This window comes from Agromyces capsici (genome assembly GCF_058349965.1).
Window position 1 is genome coordinate 1,563,864 of record NZ_JBYRET010000001.1, and the last position, 24,812, is coordinate 1,588,675.

Annotated in this window: 14 protein-coding genes and 1 pseudogene; 12 read left to right on the plus strand and 3 right to left on the minus strand. The window is 71.6% G+C overall.

The window, feature by feature from the left end:
• Window positions 1-4 precede the first annotated feature (4 nt).
• Together AC3RKB_RS07475 and AC3RKB_RS07480 are read left to right on the plus strand one after the other, a co-directional pair.
• Window positions 5-1,573: an FAD-dependent oxidoreductase gene (locus tag AC3RKB_RS07475; RefSeq protein WP_491435470.1), complete on the plus strand. Its 1,569-nt coding sequence runs from the start codon at window positions 5-7 to the stop codon at window positions 1,571-1,573.
• A gap of 58 nt (window positions 1,574-1,631) precedes the next feature.
• Window positions 1,632-5,360, plus strand: a complete 3,729-nt coding sequence (locus AC3RKB_RS07480) for a carboxypeptidase regulatory-like domain-containing protein (RefSeq protein ID WP_491436773.1) — start codon at window positions 1,632-1,634, stop codon at window positions 5,358-5,360.
• 3 nt (window positions 5,361-5,363) lie between these two features.
• On the opposite strand, the gene AC3RKB_RS07485 is transcribed toward AC3RKB_RS07480, so the two are convergent.
• Window positions 5,364-6,608, minus strand: a complete 1,245-nt coding sequence (locus tag AC3RKB_RS07485; RefSeq protein WP_491435471.1) for a cation:proton antiporter domain-containing protein — start codon at window positions 6,606-6,608, stop codon at window positions 5,364-5,366.
• Between the two features lie 131 nt (window positions 6,609-6,739).
• Window positions 6,740-8,083 carry an aspartate--tRNA(Asn) ligase gene (gene aspS / locus AC3RKB_RS07490; RefSeq protein ID WP_491435472.1) on the minus strand — a complete coding sequence of 448 codons (1,344 nt, stop codon included), beginning with the start codon at window positions 8,081-8,083 and terminating at the stop codon, window positions 6,740-6,742.
• Window positions 8,084-8,277: 194 nt separating this feature from the next.
• Between aspS and AC3RKB_RS07495 the strand changes: the two genes are divergently transcribed.
• The 10 genes and pseudogenes from AC3RKB_RS07495 to pulA all read left to right on the plus strand — a co-directional run bounded on the left by AC3RKB_RS07495 (window position 8,278) and on the right by pulA (window position 23,495).
• Window positions 8,278-8,817 (plus strand): hypothetical protein, encoded by a 540-nt coding sequence (locus tag AC3RKB_RS07495; RefSeq protein WP_491435473.1) that lies wholly within the window; start codon window positions 8,278-8,280, stop codon window positions 8,815-8,817.
• Window positions 8,818-8,867: 50 nt separating this feature from the next.
• Window positions 8,868-9,512: a histidine phosphatase family protein gene (locus tag AC3RKB_RS07500; protein ID WP_491435474.1), complete on the plus strand. Its 645-nt coding sequence runs from the start codon at window positions 8,868-8,870 to the stop codon at window positions 9,510-9,512.
• A 29-nt stretch (window positions 9,513-9,541) separates the two neighbouring features.
• Window positions 9,542-10,192, plus strand: a complete 651-nt coding sequence (locus AC3RKB_RS07505) for a TlpA family protein disulfide reductase (protein ID WP_491435475.1) — start codon at window positions 9,542-9,544, stop codon at window positions 10,190-10,192.
• A gap of 6 nt (window positions 10,193-10,198) precedes the next feature.
• Window positions 10,199-10,951 (plus strand): cytochrome c biogenesis CcdA family protein, encoded by a 753-nt coding sequence (locus AC3RKB_RS07510; protein ID WP_491435476.1) that lies wholly within the window; start codon window positions 10,199-10,201, stop codon window positions 10,949-10,951.
• A gap of 61 nt (window positions 10,952-11,012) precedes the next feature.
• Window positions 11,013-12,722, plus strand: coding sequence for a cytochrome c biogenesis protein ResB (gene resB, locus AC3RKB_RS07515; RefSeq protein ID WP_491436775.1), 1,710 nt, complete (start codon window positions 11,013-11,015; stop codon window positions 12,720-12,722).
• Window positions 12,723-12,773: 51 nt separating this feature from the next.
• Window positions 12,774-13,781, plus strand: a complete 1,008-nt coding sequence (gene ccsB / locus AC3RKB_RS07520; RefSeq protein WP_491436776.1) for a c-type cytochrome biogenesis protein CcsB — start codon at window positions 12,774-12,776, stop codon at window positions 13,779-13,781.
• 206 nt (window positions 13,782-13,987) lie between these two features.
• A pseudogene (locus AC3RKB_RS07525) lies at window positions 13,988-14,161 on the plus strand (AAA family ATPase); the annotation flags it as partial.
• Between the two features lie 17 nt (window positions 14,162-14,178).
• The gene (locus tag AC3RKB_RS07530) at window positions 14,179-16,569 is read left to right on the plus strand and encodes an ATP-binding protein (protein ID WP_491435477.1); all 2,391 of its coding nucleotides are present in this window, start codon (window positions 14,179-14,181) and stop codon (window positions 16,567-16,569) included.
• 385 nt (window positions 16,570-16,954) lie between these two features.
• Window positions 16,955-17,173: a hypothetical protein gene (locus AC3RKB_RS07535; RefSeq protein WP_491435478.1), complete on the plus strand. Its 219-nt coding sequence runs from the start codon at window positions 16,955-16,957 to the stop codon at window positions 17,171-17,173.
• Window positions 17,174-17,429: 256 nt separating this feature from the next.
• Window positions 17,430-23,495, plus strand: coding sequence for a pullulanase-type alpha-1,6-glucosidase (gene pulA, locus AC3RKB_RS07540; protein ID WP_491435479.1), 6,066 nt, complete (start codon window positions 17,430-17,432; stop codon window positions 23,493-23,495).
• 148 nt (window positions 23,496-23,643) lie between these two features.
• On the opposite strand, the gene AC3RKB_RS07545 is transcribed toward pulA, so the two are convergent.
• Entirely contained in the window at window positions 23,644-24,660 is a 1,017-nt protein-coding gene (locus AC3RKB_RS07545; protein WP_491435480.1) for an o-succinylbenzoate synthase, read from the minus strand.
• Between the last annotated feature and the right edge of the window lie 152 nt (window positions 24,661-24,812).

Consider the following 24,812-nt stretch of genomic DNA (forward strand, 5'->3'; position numbering starts at 1 on the left):
CAGCATGACGACCCTCGCGGCATCCCACCCCGACCAGCCGGCCGCCCACGAGCACTCCGACGTGGTCGTCGTGGGCGCAGGCATCACCGGGCTGGCGACGGCGGTCATGCTGCTCGACGCCGGGCGCCGCGTGACCGTGCTCGAACAGGATGTCGCGGGCGCGCTCGCGAGCGGACGCAACACCGGCAAGGTGAGCCTGCTGCAGGGCACCCGGCTCTCCACGATCCGGCGCGCGCACCCCGCCCGGCTCGTCCGCGCGTACGTCGACGCCAACCGGGCCGGGCAGCAGTGGCTGCGGCGCGCGTGCGAACGCGCCGACGTCGCGTACCGCGAGTCGACCGCGTACAGCTACGCGCAGTCGGTCGACGGGCTCGACGCCGTCGACGCCGAGGTCCGGGCCGCGCGCGAGGCCGGACTGCCCGTGCGGCGCGTCGACGACGTGCCCGACGGGGTGCCGTTCCCGCTTGCGGGCGCGGCGGCGCTCGACGGCCAGCTCGCGCTCGATCCCGCCGAGCTCATGCGGGGCCTCGCCGAGCTCGTCGCGCGCGGCGGCGGCCGGCTCGTCACGGGCGTCCGGGCGCTCGGGGTGCGCGCCGCCGATCCGGTGCGGGTGCGCACGAGTGCCGGCACGTTCACGGCCGACCAGGTCGTCATCGCCACGGGCGCGCCGATGCTCGACCGGGGCCTGTACTGGGCGAAGACGAGCGGCTTCCGGTCGATGCTCGCCTCGTTCGACGTGCCGGAGACCGCCGCAGCGGGCCTGCCCGACGGGCTCTACCTCTCCGTCGACCGGCCGAGCCGCAGCATCCGCTCGGCCGAGCACGGCGGCCGCACGCAGCTGATCGTGGGCGGCGCCGACCACCGCACCGGGCGCGAGCCGAGCACGGGCGACCTGCTCGACGAACTGCTCGCCTGGGCGCACGCCTGGTGGCCCGGCGTCGCCGACGCTGAGCAGTGGGCCGCGCAGGACTACGAGTCGCACAACCGCGTGCCCTTCGTGGGCCGGATGCCGCGGGGCCGCGGCCGCGTGTGGTTCGCGACCGGCTACGCCAAGTGGGGGCTCACGAACGGCACGGCCGCGGCGATCCGCATCTCGCACGAGATGCTCGGCGCCCGCCGTCCGGACTGGGGACGGACCATCGGCACCCGGCTGACGATGCCCGCCGACTTCGTGCGCGGCCTCGCCGAGGGGGCGCGCGTGGGCGCCGCGGCGGTGGGCGGCTGGGCGAACGCGCTGCGCGCGCCCGAGGCGCAGGCCGCGCCGGCGCCGCCCGAGGGCGTCGGTGTCGTGCTGCGGCGCGGCGCGCATCCCGTGGGCGTCTCGACGGTCGGCGGCGACACGTGCGAGGTCTCCGCGGTGTGCACCCACCTCGGCGGGGTTCTGCGCTGGAACGACGCCGAGTGCACGTGGGACTGCCCGCTGCACGCCTCGCGCTTCGACCACCGCGGTCGCCGCATCGAGGGCCCCGCGCTGCGGGACCTCGAGCGCGCCGAGGTGACACCGCTCGACGAGGTGCTGCGCGCGGGTGCGGCCGAACGAGCCGAAGAGCCATCTGGCGCCGAACCGCGCTGAACGCTACGTTCTCCCTGAGAGCACGACCCGATGCTCGACCCTACGAGCGAAGGCCGTGATGACCCTCTCGCGCAGACCCTCGACGCTGCTCGTCGCCGCACTCCTCGCGGCCGTCCTCGCCATGGCGAATCCCGCGCCGGTCCAGGCCGCCGAGCGCACGTGGCAGGCGACCGTCGTACTCGGCACGTGGCCCACGCTCGCCGGCACTGACGAGGTGCTCGTCGAGGCCATCCCATCCGGCCAGGTCGAGCCGACCGCGAGCGCGCTCACCGATGCCGCCGGGCAGGTCACGCTCACGCTGCGGGACGATATCGCATACTCGGTGCGGTACACCTACCTCGGATCCGGACTCTTCAATCCGCGTCCGCAGTCGACCGGCATCTACCAGGATCAGCAGTTCCTCAGGATCCCGGCCGTGCACACCATCAGCGGCCGGGTGTTCCTCGGGTCCGAGTCGAGGCCGGCACTTCCGGGCGAAGTGCGGGTCAGCGCCCTGGTCGGCGGCGAATCGCACGTCGAGTCGGTGACCACCGACGAATCGGGGGCGTACACGCTGCGGCTCGATCCGGGCACCTACGTCGTCCGCTTCGACTACGTCGGCGACGAGCCGTGGGCCGACGGGCGGACGCCTGGCGTGGTCTACGTCCAGGACGCGTCGAAGGAGGGCGTCGACGCCACGCTCCAACCTGCGAGCATCATCGCGGGAACCGTCCGCGATTCCGGGGGCGGCGCGATCGGGGGCGCCACGGTGACGGCGAACGCTCGCGAGGCCCTCACCGACGGGACATGGCTCTCCTACACCGCGACGACCGACGGTTCGGGCGCGTTCCGCATGGACAGCATCGGGCCCGGCGACTACGAGGTGTGGATCACGGCCGAGGGCTTCGTGCCGGTCCGATGGCCGGGCGTGACGTACACCGAGCCCGAGCTGATCGACCTGACGGCTCCGTCCGTCCGGCGACTCGACGCCACGGTGCACCGCCCAGCGTCGATCACGGGCAAGGTCACGGTCGACGGACTGACGCCCGACCAGTACTCCGACGGCTCGGTCTACGCGGAGCTCCAGTTCCGCGACCCGGAGCGCGCGACCTGGACGATGGTGCAGCGATCGCCCATCGCTGCCGACGGCGGCTATCGGCTCGGCGGCCTGCTCCCGGGCGAGTACCGTGTCCGCGCCGGGTACAGCGGGCCGCGCGGCCTCGCCGCCGACCTGTCTCCGACGTTCACGATGGCCGAGGGCGAACTCCGCACGTGGAACACCAGGACGCTCTCGCCCACGGTCGGGCTGCAGCCCGGGGTCCTCGTGAAGGGGAGCGGCGCCGACGTGTACCTGGTCGACGGGCCGACCGAGCTCGTGCGGCTGACCTCGTTCTCGACGGCCCAGGACCTCGGCATCCCGACCTCGTACTCGGTGGTGCCCGACGCGCAGCTGGACGACTACGAGATCGACTTCCGCCCGCTCAGCAACCTCGTGAGCTGCGACGGAGGTCAGCTGGGTTCGGGCGGCCGACTGTACTGGATCACCTGGAAGGAGTTCCCGTACTCGCCTCGGAGCGAACTCGACCCGTCGACGTGCGATCGGCTCGCCGTCACCGGCGAGCGCTTCAGCGGATACCTCTCGAGTGGCGGCCGCGTCTGGTATGTCGATGAGGAGGAGGCCGGGAAGCACGAGGTGCTGGGCGCCTCCGGAGTCGGCGCGCACCCTGTCAACGACGCGTTCCTCGGCACGCTCCCCACCGGCACCCCGCGCGTCGTCGCAGGCGGCCTCCTCAAGTTCGACGACCAATCCGCCGTGTACCTCGCGAACGGCTACTCGCGCCTGACGCGACTGACGTCCTTCGCGACGGTCTCCGACATGGGGCTCCCGACCTCCTTCACGACTCGGCCCGCGGTGGAGCGCGCCGAGTACGAGGTCGACGAACACACGCTGCGCAATGCCGTCCACTGCAACGGAACGTCGTACGTCGGCGCGAACGGCGGCGCGTGGCCCGTGTCCGCCGACGAGGCCGCGGGCCTGCCCGTGTCCGAACTCACGGGCTTCGCCTGCCGACGGCTTCCGCAGCGGTCCCCGGCGATCACCGAAGCGCTGCTGCTCAAGGGCCCGACATCGCCCGTGGTGTTCCACGTCGCGGACGGCACGAAGTCGGCGGTCGCGAGCATGGGCGAGGCGGAGCGGCTCAGCGCACCCCAGGCACCCAACTTCCTGACCGTCCGGCCCGAGTACCTCGAGCTCCTCCCGACTGTCGCCGAGCGATTGACGCCGGGCACGCTCGTGAAGTCGGCCGCCCAGCCGATGGTGTACCTGGTCGACGGCGACCTGCGGCTGATACCCGTGTCGAGCTTCGGCACCGTCGCCGCGCTGGGCCTCCCGACGAGCTATCGCGTGGTCTCGGATGCCGCGATCGCCGCTCGGACGGTGGCACCGCGGTCGCTGGGGGTGCTCGTCTCCTGCGACGGCGCAACCTACCTCGGCCTGGATGGTCGGGCATGGCCGGTGCCCGACACCGCCGTGGCGGGCCTGTCGCCGCTGACCCTGGATCCCGAGACCTGCGCTGCCATGCAGCGGCAGCAGGACCCGCTCGGTGGGCTCACCCTGATGAAGGCCGCCGGTGAGGCCAGGGTCTGGGCGCTGGTGGAGGGCCGCCTTCGGCCGGTGACGACCATGTCCTCGCTGCAGAACCTCCAAGGCCGGTACGGGCTCCTGCGCCAGGTCGATCCGTCGTTCGTCGCGGAGACACCGAAGGGGCAGCCGGTCTTCGCCCCGAAGACCCTGGTCAAGGCCAGCGACGGCCCCGACATCTACGTCGTCGACGGATTCTCCGGGCTGGTCAGGCTCCCGAGCTTCGAGCTCGCCCTCGACATGGGCGCCGGTCCCGTCTCGAATCCGTCGTCGCTGGGCTTCGAGACGGTGCCGCGCGCCGACCTGGGCGCGTACTCCGTCGGCGCATCGCAGCTCACGAACGTGGCGACATGTGCAGGCGCGCACTACTTCCTCGGCAACGGCGCGATGCACGAGGTCTCGTCGTCGCTCGTCGCTGGTCTTGCGACGACCGCACTGGCCGATGAGACGTGCCGGCTGGGGGACACCTCGCTCCGCGCGACCCCGATCTTCGTCAAGTCCAGGTCGAGCTCGACGGTGTTCATGCTCTCGGACGGGCTGAAGCGTCGTGTCGAGAGCTGGGATTCGGTCGTCGACGTCTCGCGCCCGCACGCGGCGATCGCGTGGGCCGTCAACGACGCGTTCCTCGCGTCGCTGAACCGAGGGCCCGACGTGCTCCCCTCCGGCACGCTCGTGAAGACCTCCGGCGACCCGACCGTCTACGTCGTGGACGGTCCGTTCGACCTGCAACCACTGGCCACCTTCGAATCGGCGCGCGCGTTCGGCCTGTCCACGGCGTACCGCCAGGTCCCGGAGGGCACGCTCGCCGGGATCCAGCGCTCCCAGGTCGTCCTCGACGCGCTCGCCTCGTGCGAGGGCGGACTCTGGCTCGCCTCCGCCGGCAAGCGCTGGCCGCTGCCGGAGCATGCGGTCGAGGGAATGCCCGTCGCCGGCCTCAGCGACGCGCTGTGCTGGCACCTGCCGAGGGCGAACCAGTCGCTCACGAGCAAGCCGTTCGTCAAGTCGGCCGCCTCGACGACGATCTACGCGCTCGACAACGGGACGAAGCGGCCGGTGACGTCGTTCGAGGCGCTCGTCGCGATCGCCGACGGCCACCCGGTCATCTGGGTCGAAGTCCGCGACGGGTTCCTGTCATCCATCCCGACGGGGGCGCCGATCTCGTCCTGACGGTCACTCGTCGGACTGCGGCGGGTGGATGCCCCGGGGTGACGCCTCCGGGGTGTCGCGCCACGTTGCGCGGGCGGCGCGCTCGGCTGCCTCACGCCGCGCGAACCAGCCGGCGATCGGCACGTCCGTGGAGGAGTGCGCGAGGATCGACAGTGCGATCGCGACGACGATCACGTGGAACATGAACTCCGCCCCCGGCGCGCCGCTCTGCAGCACGAGCAGCCCGTAGAGCACCGACGCGAACCCCTTCGGGCCGAACCACGCCGCCGTCGCGCGCTCCTCCCAGGGCAGCCGGCTGCCGATGAGCGACAGCTCGACCGCGATCGGCCGCGCGAACACCATCAGGAGCACGCCGAACAGGTAGCCCGTCCACGGCACGTCGACGAGCAGGGCCGGCGAGATGAGCGCCCCGAACATGAAGACCGCCAGCAGCTTCACGAGCTCGGAGACCTGCCCGCCCAGCTGGTGGAACGCGTCGCGCATCTCGGGCGCCGCGGTCGCGACCGTGATGCCGGCGGCGTACGCGGCGAGGTACAGGTTGGCGTGCGTGACCGTGCAGACGCCCAGCACGATGAGGCCCACGGCGATGGGCGTGAGCGAGGCGTACAGCGGGGTGCGGGCGAACACCGGACGGCGCACGAGCCACGACACCACCAGGGGGACGGCGATGCCGACGGCTACGCCGAGCACGAGCTCCTCGGCGAGCACGAGCGGTTCGGCCTCGGGGCCGCCGACCGTGGCGATGAGGATGAGCACGACGGGCAGCGCGAGGCCGTCGTTGAGTCCTGACTCGACGCCGAGCAGGTGGCGCACGCGGTAGGGGATCTCGCCGCGACCCACGATCGCCGACGCGAACACCGGGTCGGTCGGCGCGAGCACCGCCGCCACGAGCGCCGCCTCGAGCCACGTGAACCCGAGCAGCCAGACGCCGAGCACCGTCGTGATCGCGAACGTGATCGGCATGCCGAGCAGCAGCGCCCGACCGGGCAGGTGCCAGGCCGCGCGGAGTTCGCGCAGCCCGAACTCCTGGCCGTCGGTGTAGAGCACGATGAACAGCGCGAGCGACGAGACCGTGGTCACCGTGGGATCGGTCGCCTCGAGCACGACGATGTCGAGCATGCCGCTGCCGAGCAGGAACCCGGCGACGAGGAACAGCACGGTCGTCGAGAGCACCGTGCGGTGCGCGAGCCCGGAGATCAGGATCGCGGCGAGCAGGACCAGCGCGAACGACAGCAACAGCGCTTCCACATCGAGAAGTCTGCCGCCGCCGCGCGCGCCGGTCGAGTACGCCACGTTGCGGGCGTGCCGAGGCGCCGTCGCCAGGGGTCGGGTTTCGAGACGCGCCTCCGGCGCTCCTCAACCCGAGGGTCGGGCGAGACCTACGGCAGCAGGCGCGTCGGCCCGCGGAACAGGTAGGTCGTCTCGCGGATCGAGTGCTCGTGCAGCATGAGCATCAGCACACGCGCGAGGCCCATGCCGAAGCCGCCGTGCGGGGGCACGCCGTAGCGGAAGAAGTCGAGGTAGAAGCCGAGCTCCTCGGGGTCGAGGCCCTTCTCCTTCGCCTGCTCGACGAGCACGTCGATGCGGTGCTCGCGCTGCGCACCCGTCGAGATCTCGACGCCGTTGAAGATGAGGTCGTACGAGTTCGTGAGGCCCGCGTCATCCGCGTGGCGCATGTGGTAGAACGGCCGGATGCTCGAGGCGTAGTCGGTGAGGAACACGAACTCGTGGCCGAGTTCCTCCTTGACGTACTGCGAGATCTGGCGCTCGCCCTCGGGGTCCATGTCGGCGTCGTTGCGGGGCACGACGTAGCCGCGCTCGGCGACGATGCGCTTCGCCTCGGCGAGGGGGATGCGCGGGAACGGCGTCGCCGGCACCGTGATCTCGACGCCGAACAGCTCCTGGATCTCGGCGCCGTGCTTCTCCTTCACCGCCGTGAAGCCCGCGACGAGGAGTTCCTCGTGCATCCGCATGACGTCCTCGTGCGACTCGACCCAGCTCATCTCGGCGTCGATCGAGGTGAACTCGGTCGCGTGGCGCGACGTGAACGACGGGTCGGCGCGGAACGCGGGGCCCACCTCGAACACGCGCCCGAAGCCCGCCGGCTGCGCCATCTGCTTGAAGAACTGCGGGCTCTGCGAGAGGTACGCCGTGCCGTCGAAGTAGCCGAGCTCGAACAGCTCGGCCCGCGACTCGGAGGCCGACGCCATGAGCTTCGGCGTCTGGATCTCGACCCAGTCGCGCTCGACCCAGTACGTGCGCAGCGCGTGCAGGAACGTGGTCTGGATGCGGAAGATGAGGTTCTGCTTCGGGTGGCGCAGGTCGAGGAAGCGCCAGTCCTGCCGCTTGTCGAGACTCGAGTCGGCGGCGATCGGCGTCTCGAGCGCCTCGCTCACGACGTCGAGCGTCGCGATCTTGACCTCGAGCCCGCCGAGCTTGACGCGCTCGTCGTGCTTCAGCTGGCCGGTGACGCTGATGAACGTGCCGTGGCCGAGCGCCGAGATCTGCTCGGTCAGTGCGAGCGCCTCGGCCGCGCCGACGCTGACGCCCTCGGGGTCGAGTTCGCGCACGGCCGGGTTCACGAGCTGCACGGCACCCGACTCGTCGCGCAGGATGATGAACTGCACCTTCTTCTGATCGCGGACGGTCTCGACCCATCCGGCGACGGTGACGGGGCCGTCGGGCAGTGCGGCGAGGTCCTTGACGAGGGTGCGCGTGTTCACGAGAGGCCATCCTACCGGCCGGGGTTCCCCGCCCGACCGGCCCTCCTCGCGCCATCCGCTCGCGCCCGGCCTCCACGCCCGGCCCGGTTTGCAGGAGTCCCGACGATGCACAGGAGCCGATCCACGATTCCGTCCTGCAGTTCGCCGAGACTCCTGTGAACCGGTTGCGGTGCGCACTCTGGGAGGATGCCACGGTGGAGACGGATCGGGACGCCGCATCGGGCGCGAGAACGACGCCGGCGGTGCGGCACCGCGACCTTCGTCCGGTCGGTCGGGTCGCCCGCGGGTTCGGGTACGGCTACGGCGGCTTCCTGCTGCTCGCGTCACTCCTGGGAAGTGTCGCACCCGCGGGCGCAGGTCCGGCGATGCTGCTCGTCATCGTGCCGTCCGCAGCGCTCGTGGCGCGCAGCTTCTTCGTCGGCATCCGAATCCGCGGATCGGAGCTGATCATCGTCTCGTGGTTCCGCACGTACCGGTTCCGTCACGAGCGTATCGGCGATGCCATCCTCATCGACTACTCGGGATGGTTCACGAACTTCTCGCCCAGTCGACGGATCAAGGTCCTCGAACTGGAGGTCGACGGGCGTGACCGCGAGCTCTCGTGCACGGCGATGACTCGGCGAGGGGCTGCCCGGGCGACAGCCGAACTTGCACGCGCATTCGGCCTGCGGGTAGAAGACCTCGACGAGATCCGGGTGCCGATGCCGGACCTGGGCCGCTGGGGGAACGGGTAGCCCACGACGCTCGGCGATTTCGAAGGGAACCGGTTCGTAGACTGGAGGGCGTGCCGGCCGAGCAGATCCATCTCGTGCGCCACGGCGAGGTCTTCAACCCGCAGGGCGTGCTGTACGGCCGTCTCCCCGGATTCGGCCTGAGCGACCTCGGCCGCGCCATGGCCGCGAGCGCCGCGCGCGACCTCGCCGCGCGCAAGCGCCACGTCGCCGCACTGATCTCGTCGCCGCTGCAGCGCACGCAGCAGTCCGCCGAGCCCATCGCCGAAGCGTTCGGCCTCGAGGTCGCGCTCGACGACCGCATCATCGAGCCCACCAACCGGTTCGAGGGCAAGCGGATGACCGGGCGCGACTCCGCCCTCCGCGACGTGCGCAACTGGTCGTACCTCGTGAACCCCTGGGAGCCGAGCTGGGGAGAGCCGTTCCGCTCGATCGCCGACCGCATGCTCCACGCGATGTCCGATGCCGCCGACTCGGTCGACGAGGGCGACGTGGTCCTCGTCAGCCACCAGCTGCCGATCTGGATGGTGCACCGCCGCGTCGCCGGCAAGTCGCTCGCGCACGACCCGCGCCGCCGTCGCTGCGCACTGTCGAGCATCACGAGCTTCGAGCGCCGTGACGGGCGCTTCGTCGAGGTCGGGTACCGGGATCCGGCGGCCTCGCTCGCCGCGAACGCGACCGATGTGGGGGCGGTGTGATGGGCGGGTCGCGAGTGCCGGGTTTCGAGATGCGCGCTGGGCGCGCTCCTCAACCCTCACGGCCGGGTTCCGAGACGCGGCTGCGCCGCTCCGCAACCCTCGGAGTGGTCGCGCTCGCCGCGGCATCCGTGCTCGTGCTGGCCGGCTGCTCGAGCGACCCTCTCGCCGAGCAGTACCGCGAGGGCAGCAACAAGGGCTACATCGCCGGCGACGGCACGATCGCCGAGTTCCCCGCCGATGAGCGCGGCGAGCCGATCGCGTTCGCGGGCGAGACGATCGAGGGCGAGGCGCTCGACTCGGCCGACCTCGCCGGGCAGGTCACGGTCGTCAACTTCTGGTACGCCGGCTGCGCGCCGTGCCGTGCCGAGGCGCCGCTCCTGCAGGAGGTCTCCCAGGAGTTCGAGGGCGACGGCGCGTCGTTCGTCGGCGTGAACGTCCGCGACCAGGCCGCGACCGCGGCATCCTTCGAGGAGAACTACGGCATCACCTACCCGTCGATCGTGGACGTGAACGACGGCGCCGTGCAGTACGCGTTCGCCGGCGAGGTGCCGCCCGCCGCCGTGCCGACGACGATCGTGCTCGATGCCGAGGGCCGCGTCGCGGCGCGCATCCTCGGCCAGCTGAAGGACGCCTCGATCCTCGAGACCATCGTGCGCGACGTCATCGCCGAGCAGGCGTAGCGGCGCATGGACCTCGGCGAGACGATCTTCAGCGGCCAGTTGCTCGCGGCGGTGCCGATCGCGGTTGCCGCGGGGCTCGTGTCGTTCCTCTCGCCGTGCGTGCTGCCGCTCGTGCCGGGGTACCTCGGCTACCTGGGCGGGTTCGCCGACGCGAGCGCCGACGCCGACGAGCAGCGCCGTGCGCGCCGCCGGCTCCTCCTCGGCGTGCTGTTGTTCATCGCCGGCTTCACGCTGGTCTTCCTCCTCTTCACGACCGCGTTCGGCGCGATGGGCGCGTGGCTGCGGCTCTACTCCGACGTGATCATCCGCGTGCTGGGCGTCGTGCTCATCGGCATGGGGCTCGTCTTCATCGGCCAGTTCACGTTCCTGCAGCGCACCTTCAAGCCGTCGTGGCGTCCGGCGACCGGGCTCGCGGGAGCGCCGGTGCTCGGCATCGTGTTCGGCCTCGGCTGGACCCCGTGCATCGGCCCGACGCTCGCGGTCGTGCTTGCACTGAGCGCCGACGCGGGCAACGCCGGCCGCGGCGCGCTGCTCGGCCTGGCGTACTGCATCGGCCTCGGCATCCCGTTCCTGCTCGTCGCGTTCGGCTTCGGCTGGGCCGCGAACGCGCTCGCGTTCGTGCGGCGGCACATTCGAGCCGTGAACCTCATCGGCGGTGGCCTGCTCATCGCCATCGGCCTGCTCATGGTGTCGGGCCTCTGGACCATCTGGATGTACGAGTTGCAGGCGGTGATCAGTGGTTTCGTCCCCGCGATCTGAGGCGCGGCCCGACGGCGGGCGAGCGGATGGCACGCCGGCGCGCGACACGGGCGTCGACCCGCTGCGCCCGGCCGACTACGACGACGGCTCGCGCGGCGCCGGCGCCGACACCGCCGCCGGCGACGGCGAGGTCGCCGGCTCGGGCGGCTCCGCGGGCCCGGTGAACGCCCCGAAGCTCGGTCCCGTCGAGTGGCTGCGCTTCGGATGGCGCCAGCTCACGAGCATGCGCACCGCGCTGCTGCTCCTGCTGCTGCTGGCCCTCGCCGCCGTGCCGGGATCGCTCGTGCCGCAGCGGTCGAGCGACCCGAACGGCGTCGTGCAGTACTTCGCCGACAACCCCGACCTCGCGCCGGTGCTCGACGGGTTCCAGATGTTCGACGTGTACACGTCGGTGTGGTTCTCGGCGATCTACCTGCTGCTGTTCGTCTCGCTGATCGGCTGCATCATCCCGCGCACGAAGCACCACTTCGAGGCGCTGCGGGCCCGCCCGCCGAAGACGCCCGCGCGGTTGTCGCGCCTGTCGGCGTACACCGAGCGGCCGCTCGGCGACGGCGAGACGCCCGAGGCCGCGGTCGAGCGGGCCGCGGCGGCCCTCAAGAAGTCGGGCTACCGGATCGAGCGGTACGACGTGCGCGGCGCGCCATCCGTCTCCGCCGAGCGGGGATACCTGCGCGAGACGGGCAACCTGATCTTCCACACGGCGCTCGTCGGCGTGCTCGTCGCGGTCGCCGTCGGCGGCGGCTTCGGCTTCTCCGGCCAGCGAGTGATCGTCGAGGGCCAGTCGTTCGTGAACACCCTCGCGGCGTACGACTCGTTCAACCCGGGACGCTTCTTCGACGACACCCGGCTCACGCCGTACCGGCTGACGCTCGACGAGCTCGACGCGGTCTACGAGACCGAGAACCGCGACGCGCTCGGGCAGGCGATCGACTTCACGGCGCGCGTCACGATCGACGGCACCGGCGGCGAGGCCGAGCGCCAGGTCAAGGTCAACGAGCCGCTGTACGAGTACGGCACCGACGTGTACCTGCTCGGCAACGGCTACGCGCCGACGATCACGGTGCGCGACCCCGAGGGCGAGGTCGTGTTCACCGACTCGATCCCGTTCCTCCCGCAGGACGCGAACCTCACCTCGATCGGCGTCGTGAAGGTTCCCGACGGGCTCGCCGACCAGGTCGGCATGGTCGGCTTCTTCTACCCGACGCAGACCACGCTGCCCTCGGGGGCGTACACGTCGAGCTACCCCGACCTCGTCTACCCGGTGCTGACGCTCAACGTCTACTCGGGCGACCTCGGGATCGACGAGGGCACGCCGCGCTCGGTCTACCAGCTCGACACGACCGGGATGGAGCAGCTCACGGGCGGCGACACCGGCGTCGACTCGGTCGAGCTCATGCCCGGCCAGTCGACCGAGCTGCCGAACGGCCTCGGCACGGTCGAGTTCGAGACGGCGACCCCGGATGCCGCGGCCGACGACTTCTCGCAGTCCGTGCCGCGCTTCGCCTCGTTCGACGTGCACCACGACCCGTCGCAGGGCTGGGTGCTCGTGTTCGCCGTGCTCATCATCGGCGGACTGCTGCTCTCGCTCTTCATCCCGCGCCGGCGCATGTGGGTCAAGGCGGTGACCCGGGCGGATGGCACGACCACGCTCGAGTACGCCGGCCTCGCGCGCGGCGACGACCCGGGCCTCGACCGCGCGGTCGAGGAGCTCGCGGACGCGCACGCCGGGCCTGAGGACGCTCCCGCAGATCCTGAGAAAGCTTCGACGTAAGGTGGAACGGTGACGCTCGACGAGATCTCCATCATCGCGGTCTACTCGGCCATGGCCGTGTACGCGATCGCGTTCATCGCGTACTCGATCGACCTCGCGAAGCGGTCGGCCGCCTCGGCGACGGCGACGGATGCCGCGTCCGCGACGGTCGCTGCGGGGTCCGGCGCCGAGCGGGTCGAGGTCCTCGCCGCGGCGGGCGCGGGCGCGACCGCGGCCACCTCGTCCGGGGGAGCCGCCGGGCGCGACCGGTCGTCGAAGGCCGGTGCCGCGACATCCGCCCCCGTCGCCTACGGGCGTTCGGCCGTGCTGCGCGTCGCCGTCGCGATGACGGTGATCGCGTGGCTGCTGCACCTCGGGGCGACCGTGCTGCGCGGCATCGCGGCCGAGCGCGTGCCGTGGGCGAACATGTACGAGTTCGCGTTGACGGGCACGCTCGTCGTCACCACGGTGTACCTCGTGGTGCTCGTGATCTCGAAGACCGACCTGCGGTTCCTCGGCACGTTCATCACCGGGCTGGTGCTGGTCCTGCTCGGCGTCGCGACCGTGAACTTCTATGTGAGCGTCGTGCCGCTGCCGCCGGCGCTGCAGTCGGTGTGGCTCGTCATCCACGTGTTCGTCGCGACCACGGCGGTCGGGTTCTTCGCGCTCGGGTTCGCGCTGTCGGTCGTGCAGCTCATGCAGGCGCGCCGCGAGGCGATCGCCGCCACCGCCGACGCGGTGAAGAAGTCGTTCCTGGCGACGCTGCCCGACTCGGCCTCGCTCGAGAGCCTCGCGTACCGGGTCAACATCGTGGGCTTCATCCTCTGGACGTTCACGCTCATGGCCGGCGCGATCTGGGCCGAGAAGGCCTGGGGCCGCTACTGGGGCTGGGACACCAAGGAGGTGTGGACCTTCATCATCTGGGTGGTCTACGCCGGGTACATCCACGCGCGCGCGACGCGCGGATGGCGCGGCACGCGATCGGCCTGGCTCGCGATCATCGGATTCTCCGCGGTGCTGTTCAATTTCACCGTGGTGAACCTGTTCTTCAAGGGGCTGCACGCCTACTCGGGTCTCTGATCCGGCCGTCCCGTCCCGACTGTCGCCGTCCGGCCGGGACGTTCGACCGCTCCCGTCCGGACCGTACGCTCGACAGTTCCCGTTCGAGCCGAGACCGCCCGTTCGAACGGGCACGCTCGTGACGAACGGGAACATTCGTGGCATCCGACGTGCGGCTCCGGGACGGCACGGTTGCGATCGCCACGACTCGCGGGCACGATCGCTGCATGGGCCGGGCCCTGCTCGAACGCGATCGGGAACTCGACGCGCTGCGATCCGCGGCGCGCGATGCCGCCGCGGCGCGCGGACGCCTGGTGCTGCTGCACGGTGAATCGGGCATCGGCAAGTCCAGCCTCGTGAACGCGCTCCGCGCGGAGCCGCCCGACGGCGTGCGCGTGCTCCTCGGCGCGGCGACGCCATGTCGACGCCCAGGCCCCTCGGTCCGCTGCGCGACCTCACGTCCTCGGTCGGGCCGCGGCTCGGGCAGGCGCTCCGCGCGGGCGACCGCGAGGAGGTCTTCGACGCGCTGCGCGAGGAGCTGTCGGGCACGCCCGCGACGGTGCTCGTCATCGAGGACGTGCACTGGGCCGATGAGGCGACGCTCGACGCGGTCCGCTTCCTGGCGCGTCGCATCGACGACCTGCCGGCCGCACTGGTCCTCACCTACCGCGACGAGCTCGACCGCAATCATCCGCTGAACCGCCTGCTCGGCGATCTCGGACACGGCGATCGGGTCGATCGCATCGCGCCGCGGCGACTCTCGCCCGCCGCCGTCGGCGAGCTGACCGCGGGCACCGGGGTCGACGTCGACCGCGTGGTGGCGCTGACCGACGGGAACCCCTACTTCGTCAGCGAGCTCGTGGCGTCGGCCGACGAGGTGCGCGTGCCTCCCACCGTGGTGGACGCCGTGACCGGTCGACTCCGCCGGCTCGACGCCGCGACCCAGGAGCACGTGGAGCAACTCGCCGTCGTGCCGTCGGCCGTGGATGCGAACCTGCTCGCACGGCTGGTGCCCGGCGGTGCCGGCGCGGTGCGCGCCGCAGAGGAGGGCGGCCTCCTCGTCGTGCAGCCCGACGGGGTGCGGTTCCGCCACGAGCTGACACGGCGCGCGGTGGTCGACGGGCTTCCGGCCTCGCGCCGGATCGAGCTCGAGCGCCGGGTGCTCGCCGCGCTCCTCGCGGCGGGCGACGCGGATCCCGCGACGCTCGTGCACCATGCGCTCGCGGCGGGCGATCTCGACGTCATCGTCGAGTGGGCTCCGCGCGCGGCCCGGGATGCCGCGGCATCCGGTGCGCACCGACAGGCGGCGGCGCACTTCCGGGTGGCCCGCGCCCACGCCGATCGATACCCGCCCGCCGAGCGGGCGGACCTGCTCGAGGAGTACGCGATCGAGGCGTACACCGTCGGATTCGCCCAGGAGGCCGTGATCGCCGAGTCCGAGGCGATGCCGCTGCGCCGGGAGTTCGGCGACGCGCACCGGCTGGGGGCGAGCCTGCGGTGGATGTCGCGGTTCCAGTGGTTCGCGGGGCATCGCACCGAGGCCGAAGCGGCGGCGGGCGAGGCCTCCGCGGTGCTCGTCGACGCCGGCGAACCGAGCCTGTACGCGATGGCGCTGAGCAACGAGGCCCAGCTGGCCCTGCTCGCGCACGAGACCACCCGCGCCATCGAGCTCTCGGGCCGCGCCATCGACATCGCGCGGGAGACGGGCGCCGCCGGCGTGCTCTCGCACGCGCTGAACAACCACGGCACGGCGCTCATGTTCCTCGCCGACGACGCCGGCATGGCCGAGCTCATCGAGGCCGCCGAGGTGGCGCTGGCGGTCGACGACATCGAGGACGCCGCCCGCGCCTCCGTCAACCTCGTGTGGGGCCTGCTCGACCAGTACCGGCTCGACCTCGCGGAGCACTACCTGGCGCGCGCCCTCGAGATCTCGGAGCGCGCGGAGTTCATCGGGTTCGTGACCTACCAGCAGATGGAGCAGGCTCGGCTCGACCTCGCCCGCGCGCGCTGGGACGACGCGCTGCACACCCTCGATCGCGAGATCGAGGCGCCGCACGCGCGGTGCGTGGCCCTGATGGTCGCGGGAACCGTGCACGTCCGGCGTGGCGACGCCGAGGGCGATGCATTGCTCGACGAGGCGTGGCGGCTCGCGGTCGAGCTCGGTGAGCTGCAGCGACGAGGGCCGGTGGCCGCCGCGCGAGCCGAGGCGGCACTGCTGCGAGGCGACCCCGCATCGGCCCGTGCCATCGCGCGCCCGGAGTTCGCGGAGGCCGACCGTCTCGACGCCCGGTCGCTGCGCGCCGAGCTCGCGTACGTCCTGCGCTCCGCGGGGGACGAGGTCGAGGTCGCGCCCGACGACGAGCACCCGTTCGCCGTGCAGGCCCGCGGCGACTGGCGGAGGGCCGCGGAGCTCTGGCATGCCGCCGGAGCGCCGTACCACGAGGCCACCGCGCTCGCCGAGAGCCCGGACGAGGCCGACCTCGTCGCAGCCCTCGCGATCCTCGACCGCCTCGAAGCCGTGCCGCTCGCGCGGGTCGTCAGGGCACGACTTCGCGAACGCGGGGTGCGCACCATCCCGCGCGGGCCCTCGACCCTGACCCGCGCCAATCCGGCGGGCCTCACCGCGAGGCAGGTCGAGGTGCTCCGGCTCGTCGCCGAGGGCCTCACGAACGCCGAGATCGCCGACCGGCTCGTGCTGTCGGTCCGCACCGTCGACACGCACGTCGCCGCCGTGCTCGCGAAGCTCGGCGTGGCGACGCGGAGTGAGGCCGCTCGGATGGCGCCGGAGGTGCTCGAGCAGGCCGGCTGAGCGTCGCGCGCCGCCTTCCCTCCCGCCTTCGTCCGTTCCGCCTTCGGTGATGCCGCGGCCGATGTCGGTATGCGGACCGTCTGATCTCGGTAGTCGTCGCCGATGAGCCGCCATGCCCCCCAGTCGTAGAACTGAGATGAGCCCGATCGGGCCCCGAAGTTCGAGACGGAGAGGAGGGGCGACATGCTCGCAACCATGATCCTGCTGGGACTGCTCGCGGCGGCGGCGGTCACCGGCGCATCCGTGCAGTTCCGTCGCGACGGCTACCGCCGGACGCCGACCCTGCCCCGCTGATCCGCTCACCCGGTCATCCAGACGGCCTCCCGATCAGCGGATCCACCGACCCACCGACCCACCCGTTCACCGATTCACGAGAGACCTCACCATGAACTCCGCAGTCCTCGCCCCGACCGCATCCTCCCGCCGGATCCGGCGCTGGACGCTGCCCGGGCGCCTCCTCCGCTCCGCCGCGCTCGCCGTCGCTCGGGCCCGCTCCGCCCGGCTCGAGGGAATGGACCCCTGGGAACTCCACGAGCTGCAGCGCGAGGCCGACTCCCTCCGCACCGAGCACTTCCGCGCCGTCGCCGTCGGACGACTCATGTGACCGGCACAGGGCACCAGGACCCACCCCGTTCCCTGTGCCCATTCGTGCCCGGTACCCCGCGGACGAGGGGCGGCTCGTGGCAGCGCTTCCAATCGCACGGGCCCGTGCGGCTCTCAGCAGACCGGGTGAGGCATCCGCGGCCGAGCAGTTCCGCCATCCGATCTTGCAAGCGCTTGCATTAACCGTCCGCCACCCGATAGCGTCGCACCCAATGTCGTTCAGGCACGGTGTCGTGCCGGGGAATCGGGAGTCGAAGATGACGCATCGAGCGCGCGCTCGCAGCTGGTTGGCACTGGGGGTGACGGGCGCCGTCGCGGCTTCCGTGCTCTCCGTCGTTCCCCTCGGGGCGGCGGCCGAGGAGGGCGACACGTTCGCGCTCGTCGGGTCGCTGCAGTCCGAACTCGGGTGCTCGGAGGATTGGCAGCCAGCCTGCGAGGCGACGCACCTGCCGCCGACCGACACGGCCGGCGTCTATGCGGCCGAGTTCACCGTGCCCGCGGGCTCGTGGGAGTACAAGGTCGCCGCGAACGACTCGTGGGACGCGAGTTGGGGCCTGAACGGCGGCGGCGACAACATCCCGCTGACGGTCGGCGGCGACACCGACGTGCGCGTCGTGTTCGACGACACGCAGAAGCGCGTCGGCCTCGAGCTGCTCGAGACCCGCGGCGCCTACGACGACGCGACCGATGCCGCGCTCGTCGCCGCACCCGCACGCCAGCCGGGCAGCACCGAGAACTTCTACTTCGTCATGACCGACCGGTTCGCCAACGGCGACCCGACGAACGACGAGGGCGGCCTCGAGGGCGACCGCCTGACGACCGGGTTCGACCCGACCGACAAGGGCTTCTACCAGGGTGGAGACATCCAGGGGCTGCGCGACCGGCTCGACTACATCGACGGGCTCGGGACGACCGCGATCTGGCTCACGCCGAGCTTCATGAACCGTCCGGTGCAGGGCGAGGGAGCGAACGCGTCGGCCGGCTACCACGGCTACTGGATCACCGACTTCACGCAGATCGACCCGCACCTCGGCACCAACGCCGAGCTCGAGGCCCTCATCGACGAGGCGCACGCCAAGGGCATCAAGGTCTACTTCGACATCATCACGAACCACACGGCCGACGTGATCGACTACGAGGAGCAGCAGTACTCGTACATCGACCAGGCGACGAGCCCCTACACGGATGCCGCGGGCACCGCGTTCGATCCCGGCGACTACGCCGGCGCCGCCGACCCGGCCTTCCCGGCACTCGACCCCGCGACGAGCTTCCCGTACACGCCCGTCATCGCGCCCGAGGACGCCGACCTCAAGGTTCCGGCCTGGCTCAACGACCCGACGTTGTACCACAACCGCGGCGACTCGACCTGGTCGGGCGAGTCGGTCACGTTCGGCGACTTCGTCGGCCTCGACGACCTCATGACCGAGCACCCGACCGTCGTCGACGGCTTCATCGACGTCTACCAGGGCTGGATCGACCTCGGCATCGACGGCTTCCGCATCGACACGGCCAAGCACGTGAACTTCGAGTTCTGGGAGCAGTGGTCGACCGAGGTGCTCGACTACGCACACGCGGCCGGCAATCCGGACTTCTTCATGTTCGGCGAGGTCTACGACGCCGACCCCGTGAAGCTGTCGCCGTACGTCCGCAACTCCGACATGAACTCGGTGCTCGACTTCACCTTCCAGTCGCAGGCCGTCTCGTACGCGTCGGGCAACAGCTCGAAGAACCTGCAGTCGCTGTTCGCGGGCGACGACTACTACACGACGCCCGACTCGTCGGCGACGGCGCTGCCGACCTTCCTCGGCAACCACGACATGGGACGCGTGGGCTACATGCTCGCGAACACGGGCGACGCGCTCCAGCGTGACGAGCTCGCGCACGAGCTCATGTACCTCACGCGCGGCCAGCCCGTCGTCTACTACGGCGACGAGCAGGGCTTCGCCGGTACCGGCGGTGACAAGGACGCGCGCCAGACGCTCTTCGCGAGCGAGACGGCCGAGTACGTGAACCAGAAGCTGGTCACCGGCGAGAACGCCGGCAGCGTCGACCGGTACGACACGACCGCACCGCTGTACGAGCACATCGCCGCGCTCGCCGAGCTGCGCGACGCGCACCCCGCCCTCGACCGGGGCGCCCAGATCGAGCGGTACGTGACGGATGGCGCGGGCGTGTACGCATTCAGCCGCGTCGACCGCGACGAGAAGGTCGAGTACCTCGTCGCCGTGAACAACGCGAACGAGGCGAAGACGGTCGACGTGTCGACGCTGACCGCGGGCGGCGTGTTCACGCCGCTGTACCGAACGGCCGGCACCGACGGCCCGGGCGTCACCGCGAACGCGGAGGGCGTGGCATCCGTCGCAGTGCCGGCACTCGGTGCGGTCGTGCTGCGCGCCAACCGCCAGGTGACGGCGCCCGAGGCGGCATCCGCCATCGCCGTCGACGTGCCCGCCGCGGGCGCCGGCGTCACGGGCGTGACCCCGGTCTCGGCGGATGTCGCCGACTCGACCTGGCAGGAGACGAGCTTCGCCTGGCGCGTCGCCGGCTCCGACGAGTGGACGCCGCTCGGCACCGCCGAGGACACCACGCCGCGCGTCTTCCACGACACCGCGGGCCTCGCTCCGGGCACCCTCGTCGAGTACCGCGCGATCTCGACGGATGCCGCGGGCCAGCGCGCCGCCGCCTCGACGTACGCGTCGGTCGGCAACGCGGTCAACCTCGTCGTCGAAGAGGAGCCCGAGCCCGAGATCGGCCTCGTGACGGTTCCCGGCAGCCACAACTCCGAGATGGGCTGTGCGGGCGACTGGGCCCCCGGCTGCGAGGCCGCGAAGCTCACGAAGCGCGCCGACGGCATCTACGCCGGCACGTTCCAGGTCCCGGCCGGCTCGTACGAGTACAAGGTCGCGATCAACGGCTCGTGGGCGCTGAACTACGGCGCGAACGGCGTGCAGGACGGTGCGAACGCCACCTACACGACGGATGGCACCACTCCCGTGACCTTCTACTGGGACCCCCGCACGAAGGTCTTCTCGTCGACCGCCGAGGGGCCGATCGTGACACTGCCGGGCAACCTGCAGTCCGAGCTCGGCTGCCCCGGCGACTGGGCGCCCGACTGCATGGTCACGTTCGCGCAGGACGGCGACAAGGACGGCGTGTACGAGTTCGCGACCGACCAGCTGCCCAGCGGAAACTACGAGCTGAAGGTCGCGCACGGCCTCTCGTGGGACGAGAACTACGGCGCCGACGGCGTGCGGAATGGTGCTAACCTCTCGTTCAGCGCGACCGAGGGCAAGCTCGTGACCTTCCGGTACACGCTCGCCACCCACGTGCTCGAGATCGTCGTGGCCGACCCGCCGCTCGCGGGCACCGGCACGCAGCGCGCGTACTGGCTCGACGCGAACACGCTCGCGTGGCCGCAGTCGCTGCTCGGCGGCGTCGCGCCCGGCGACCTCTCGTGGACGCTCGAGCACTCGGCCGACGCCGGGCTCGCGGTCGCCGACGGCGCCGTGACCGGCGGCGGCGAGCCGATCGAGCTCGAGATCGACCCCGCCGGCATCGGCGACGAGCTCGCCGCGTCGTTCCCGCACCTCGCGAGCTACGCGGCCCTGCGGCCGGTCGGGCTCGACCGCGAGGCGATCGCCGCGCTCCTCACCGAGGAGCTGCAGGTGGCCCAGCGGGTTTCGACGGGGCTCAACCAGCAGGGTGAGCTGACCGCCCTCACCGGGGTGCAGCTGCCGGGCGTGCTCGACGACCTGTACGCGGATGGCGCGGCCTCCGCCGCGTTCGGCGCCTCGTTCGCCGGCGACGCCGTCACCGCGTCCGTTTGGGCGCCGACGGCGCAGTCCGTGTCGCTCCAGCTGTGGGAGGCCGGCGCGACCGGCGACCCCCAGGTGCTGCCCGCGACGTTCGACGCGACATCCGGTGCCTGGTCGGTGACGGATGCCGCGATCGGAGCGGGCGACGAGTACCGCTGGCTCGTCGAGGTGTTCGCCCCGACGACGGGCGAGATCGAGTCGAACTCGGTGACCGACCCGTACTCGGCCGCGCTCACCGTGAACTCGGCGCGCACCGTCGTCGTCGACCTCGAAGACCCGGTGCTCGCACCCGAGCAGTGGGCGTCGACGCCCGCACCGGCCGTCGACCGCCCGGTCGACCGCGCGATCTACGAGCTGCACGTGCGCGACTTCTCGATCACCGACGAGACGGTGCCCGAGGCCGAGCGGGGCACGTACCGCGCGTTCACGCGCGACAGCGCGGGCACCGCGCAACTGCGCGAGCTCGCCGACGCCGGCATCAACACCGTGCACCTGCTGCCGACGTTCGACATCGCGACCATCGAGGAGCGACGGTCCCTCCAGGCCACCCCCGACTGCGACCTCGCGTCGTACGGTCCGGCCTCGGAGGAGCAGCAGGCGTGCCTCGAGAAGATCCGCGACCTCGACGGCTTCAATTGGGGGTACGACCCGTACCACTTCCAGGCGCCCGAGGGCTCGTACGCCGTGAACCCGGAGGGCGGCGCGCGCGTCGCGGAGTTCCGCGAGATGGTCGGCGCCCTGCACGCCACCGGGCTGCAGGTCGTGCTCGACGAGGTGTACAACCACACCGCGCAGTCGGGCCAGGGCGAGAAGTCGGTGCTCGACAAGGTCGTGCCGGGCTACTACCAGCGGCTCAACGCGAACGGCGGCGTCGAGACCTCGACGTGCTGCCAGAACGTCGCGACCGAGCACGCCCTCGGCGAGAAGCTCATGGTCGACTCGACCGTGCTCTGGGTCAAGGAGTACAAGGTCGACGGCTTCCGCTTCGACCTTATGGGCCACCACTCGAAGGAGAACCTGCTCGCGGTGCGCGCGGCGCTCGACGAGCTCACGCTCGCCGAGGACGGCGTCGACGGGTCGAAGGTGTACCTGTACGGCGAGGGCTGGAACTTCGGCGAGGTCGCGGACAACGCCCGGTTCACGCAGGCCACTCAGGGCCAGCTCGGCGGCACCGGCATCGGCACGTTCAACGACCGGCTGCGTGACGGCGTGCACGGCGGCAGCCCGGTCGACGGCAAGTCGAAGTTCGAGCAGGGCTTCGGCACCGGCCTCGCGGGCGAGCCGAACGGCCTGCCCACGCGCGAGGGCATCCGCAACCTCGGCCAGCAGACCGACCTCGTGAAGCTCGGGCTCGCGGGCAACCTCCGCGACTTCGAGTTCACCGGGTACGACGGCGTGGTCAAGAGCGGCGCCGAGGTCGACTACAACGGCGTACCGGCCGGCTACGCCGACCAGCCCGACGAGGTCATCAACTACGTCGACGCGCACGACAACGAGACGCTGTTCGATCTCGGGGTCTTCAAGCTGCCGACCGACACGTCGATGGCCGACCGCGTCCGCATGAACACGCTGTCGCTCGCGACCGTGACCTTCGCGCAGACGCCGTCGTTCTGGCACGCCGGCACCGAGCTGCTGCGCTCGAAGTCGCTCGATCGCAACAGCTACAACTCGGGCGACTGGTTCAACCGGATCGACTGGACTGGCCTGGAGTCGACGTTCGGCTCGGGCCTGCCGCCGAAGGCCGACAACCAGGACCACTGGGAGTTCATGAAGCCGCTGCTGGCCGACCCGGCCCTGAAGCCCGCAGCGTCCGACATCGCCTCGGCCGAGGCATCCGCCCTCGACCTGCTGCGCGTGCGCTCGTCGGTCGACCTGCTGCAGCTGGGCTCGGCCGAGCTCATCGAGCAGAAGGTGTCGTTCCCGAACAGCGGCACGGATGCCACGGACGGCCTCATCGTGATGCTCATCGACGACCTCGTCGGCGAGGACCTCGACGCGTCGCTCGAAGGTGCGATGGTGGTGTTCAACGCCTCGCCCGAGGCGATCACCGAGCAGGTCGACGGGCTCGCGGGGCGCGACTTCGCGCTCAACGAGGTGCAGGCCGGCGGTGCCGACGAGGTCGTGAAGGGCACGTCGTGGGATGCCGCGTCGGGCACGCTCACCCTGCCGGCACGCACCGCGGCGGTGCTCGTCGATGAGCAGGAGCCGGCCGGCGTCGCCACGGTGACGCTCGCCGCGCCGAGCAAGGCGATCGCGAAGGCCGGGAGCACGATCAAGGTCTCCGGACAGGTCACCGCGCTCGACGGCTCGCGCCCGGTCGGCACCGTCTCGGTGCTGGTCGACGGCGACGTCGTCGCGACCGAGCCGATCGAGGCGGGCGAGAACGGCGGGTTCAGCGTGAAGCTGCCGAAGCTCGGCGCCGGCGCCCACTGGGTGCAGGTCGACTTCGGTGGCGGCGACGGGTTCGCCGGATCGCAGTCGGTCCCGGCGATGATCCTGCTCTGGTGAGGCGCGCCGTGCGCGGCGCGGCCTGAACAGGTCCGGGCGGAGCGGGTGTGCGCCGCTCCGCCCGGACCTGTTCCGGAGCACGCCGAATCCCGGGTTTCCGCGGCCGTAGCCGCAGGAGCCCGGGATTCGTCGTGTCCGGGGGATCGGGTCAGTCGGCGGTGGCGACGGCGGCGGGCGCGGTGAGCAGCGCGTGGCAGCGCTCGAGGCGCGCGAGCCACCAGGCGGTGCGCTCCTCGTCGGCGGCGTACCGGTCGAGGAGTGCGGGGTCGGGGTCGACGCGGCGCACGTCGATCGCGCCGTCGCGGGGGAGGAGCGGGTCGCGCGTGACATCCGCCGCCAGGAGCGACGCCGTGCCGAGCCCGCAGTCGTAGTCGAGGTCATGAATGGATGCCGCCAGGTGCGCGCCCATCGCGAGGCCGACGCTCGTGTCGAGGGCGCTCGAGACCACGACGGGCAGGCCCGCGCGATCGACGAGGTCGAGGGCGCGACGGATGCCGCCGAGCGGTGCCGCTTTGATGACGAGCAGGTCGGCGGCGCGCGCCTCGGCGACGGCGAGCGGGTCCGCGGCGCGGCGCACGCTCTCGTCGGCCGCGATCGGGATGCCCATGTACTTCGTGCGGGTGCGGATCTCGGCGAGCTCGTCGACCGTCGGGCACGGCTGCTCGACGTACTCGAGGTCGAACGGCGCGAGTGCGTGGATCGCGTGCTCCGCCTCGTCGACGTTCCAGCCGCCGTTGGCATCGACCCGGATGCGTCCCTCGGGGCCCATCGCCTCGCGCACGGCGCGCACGCGCGCGACATCCTGCGCCAGGGTCTGGTCGGATGCCGCGACCTTCACCTTCGCGGTACGGCAACCCGGGAACCGCTCGAGCACCGACGGCACCGCGTCGGGGTCGACCGACGGGACGGTCGCGTTGACGATCACGCGATCGCGGACGGTCGGCGGCGCGGCGTGCCATCCGAAGTCGATCGCGGCGGCCAGCCACGTCGCCGCCTCATCATCGGGATACTCGGCGAACGGGGCGAACTCGGACCACCCCTCCGGACCCTCGAACAGCAGCGCTTCGCGCACGTCGAGGCCGCGGAACCGCGTGACGAGCGGGAGCGCGACGACCCGGGCGGTCGCGAGCAGGTCGTGCAGGGGCGGGACGGCGGCGTCGCTCATGCCCCGAGTCTGTCACCTCGCCCGGCGCGGGGGTTGAGGAGGGCGCTCTGCGTTCGCTCCAGTTGTGAGGGTTGAGGAGGGCGCTCTGCGCTCGTTCGTCTTGTGAGGGTTGAGGAGGGCGCTCGCGCCCGTCTCGAAACCCGGCCGGTGCG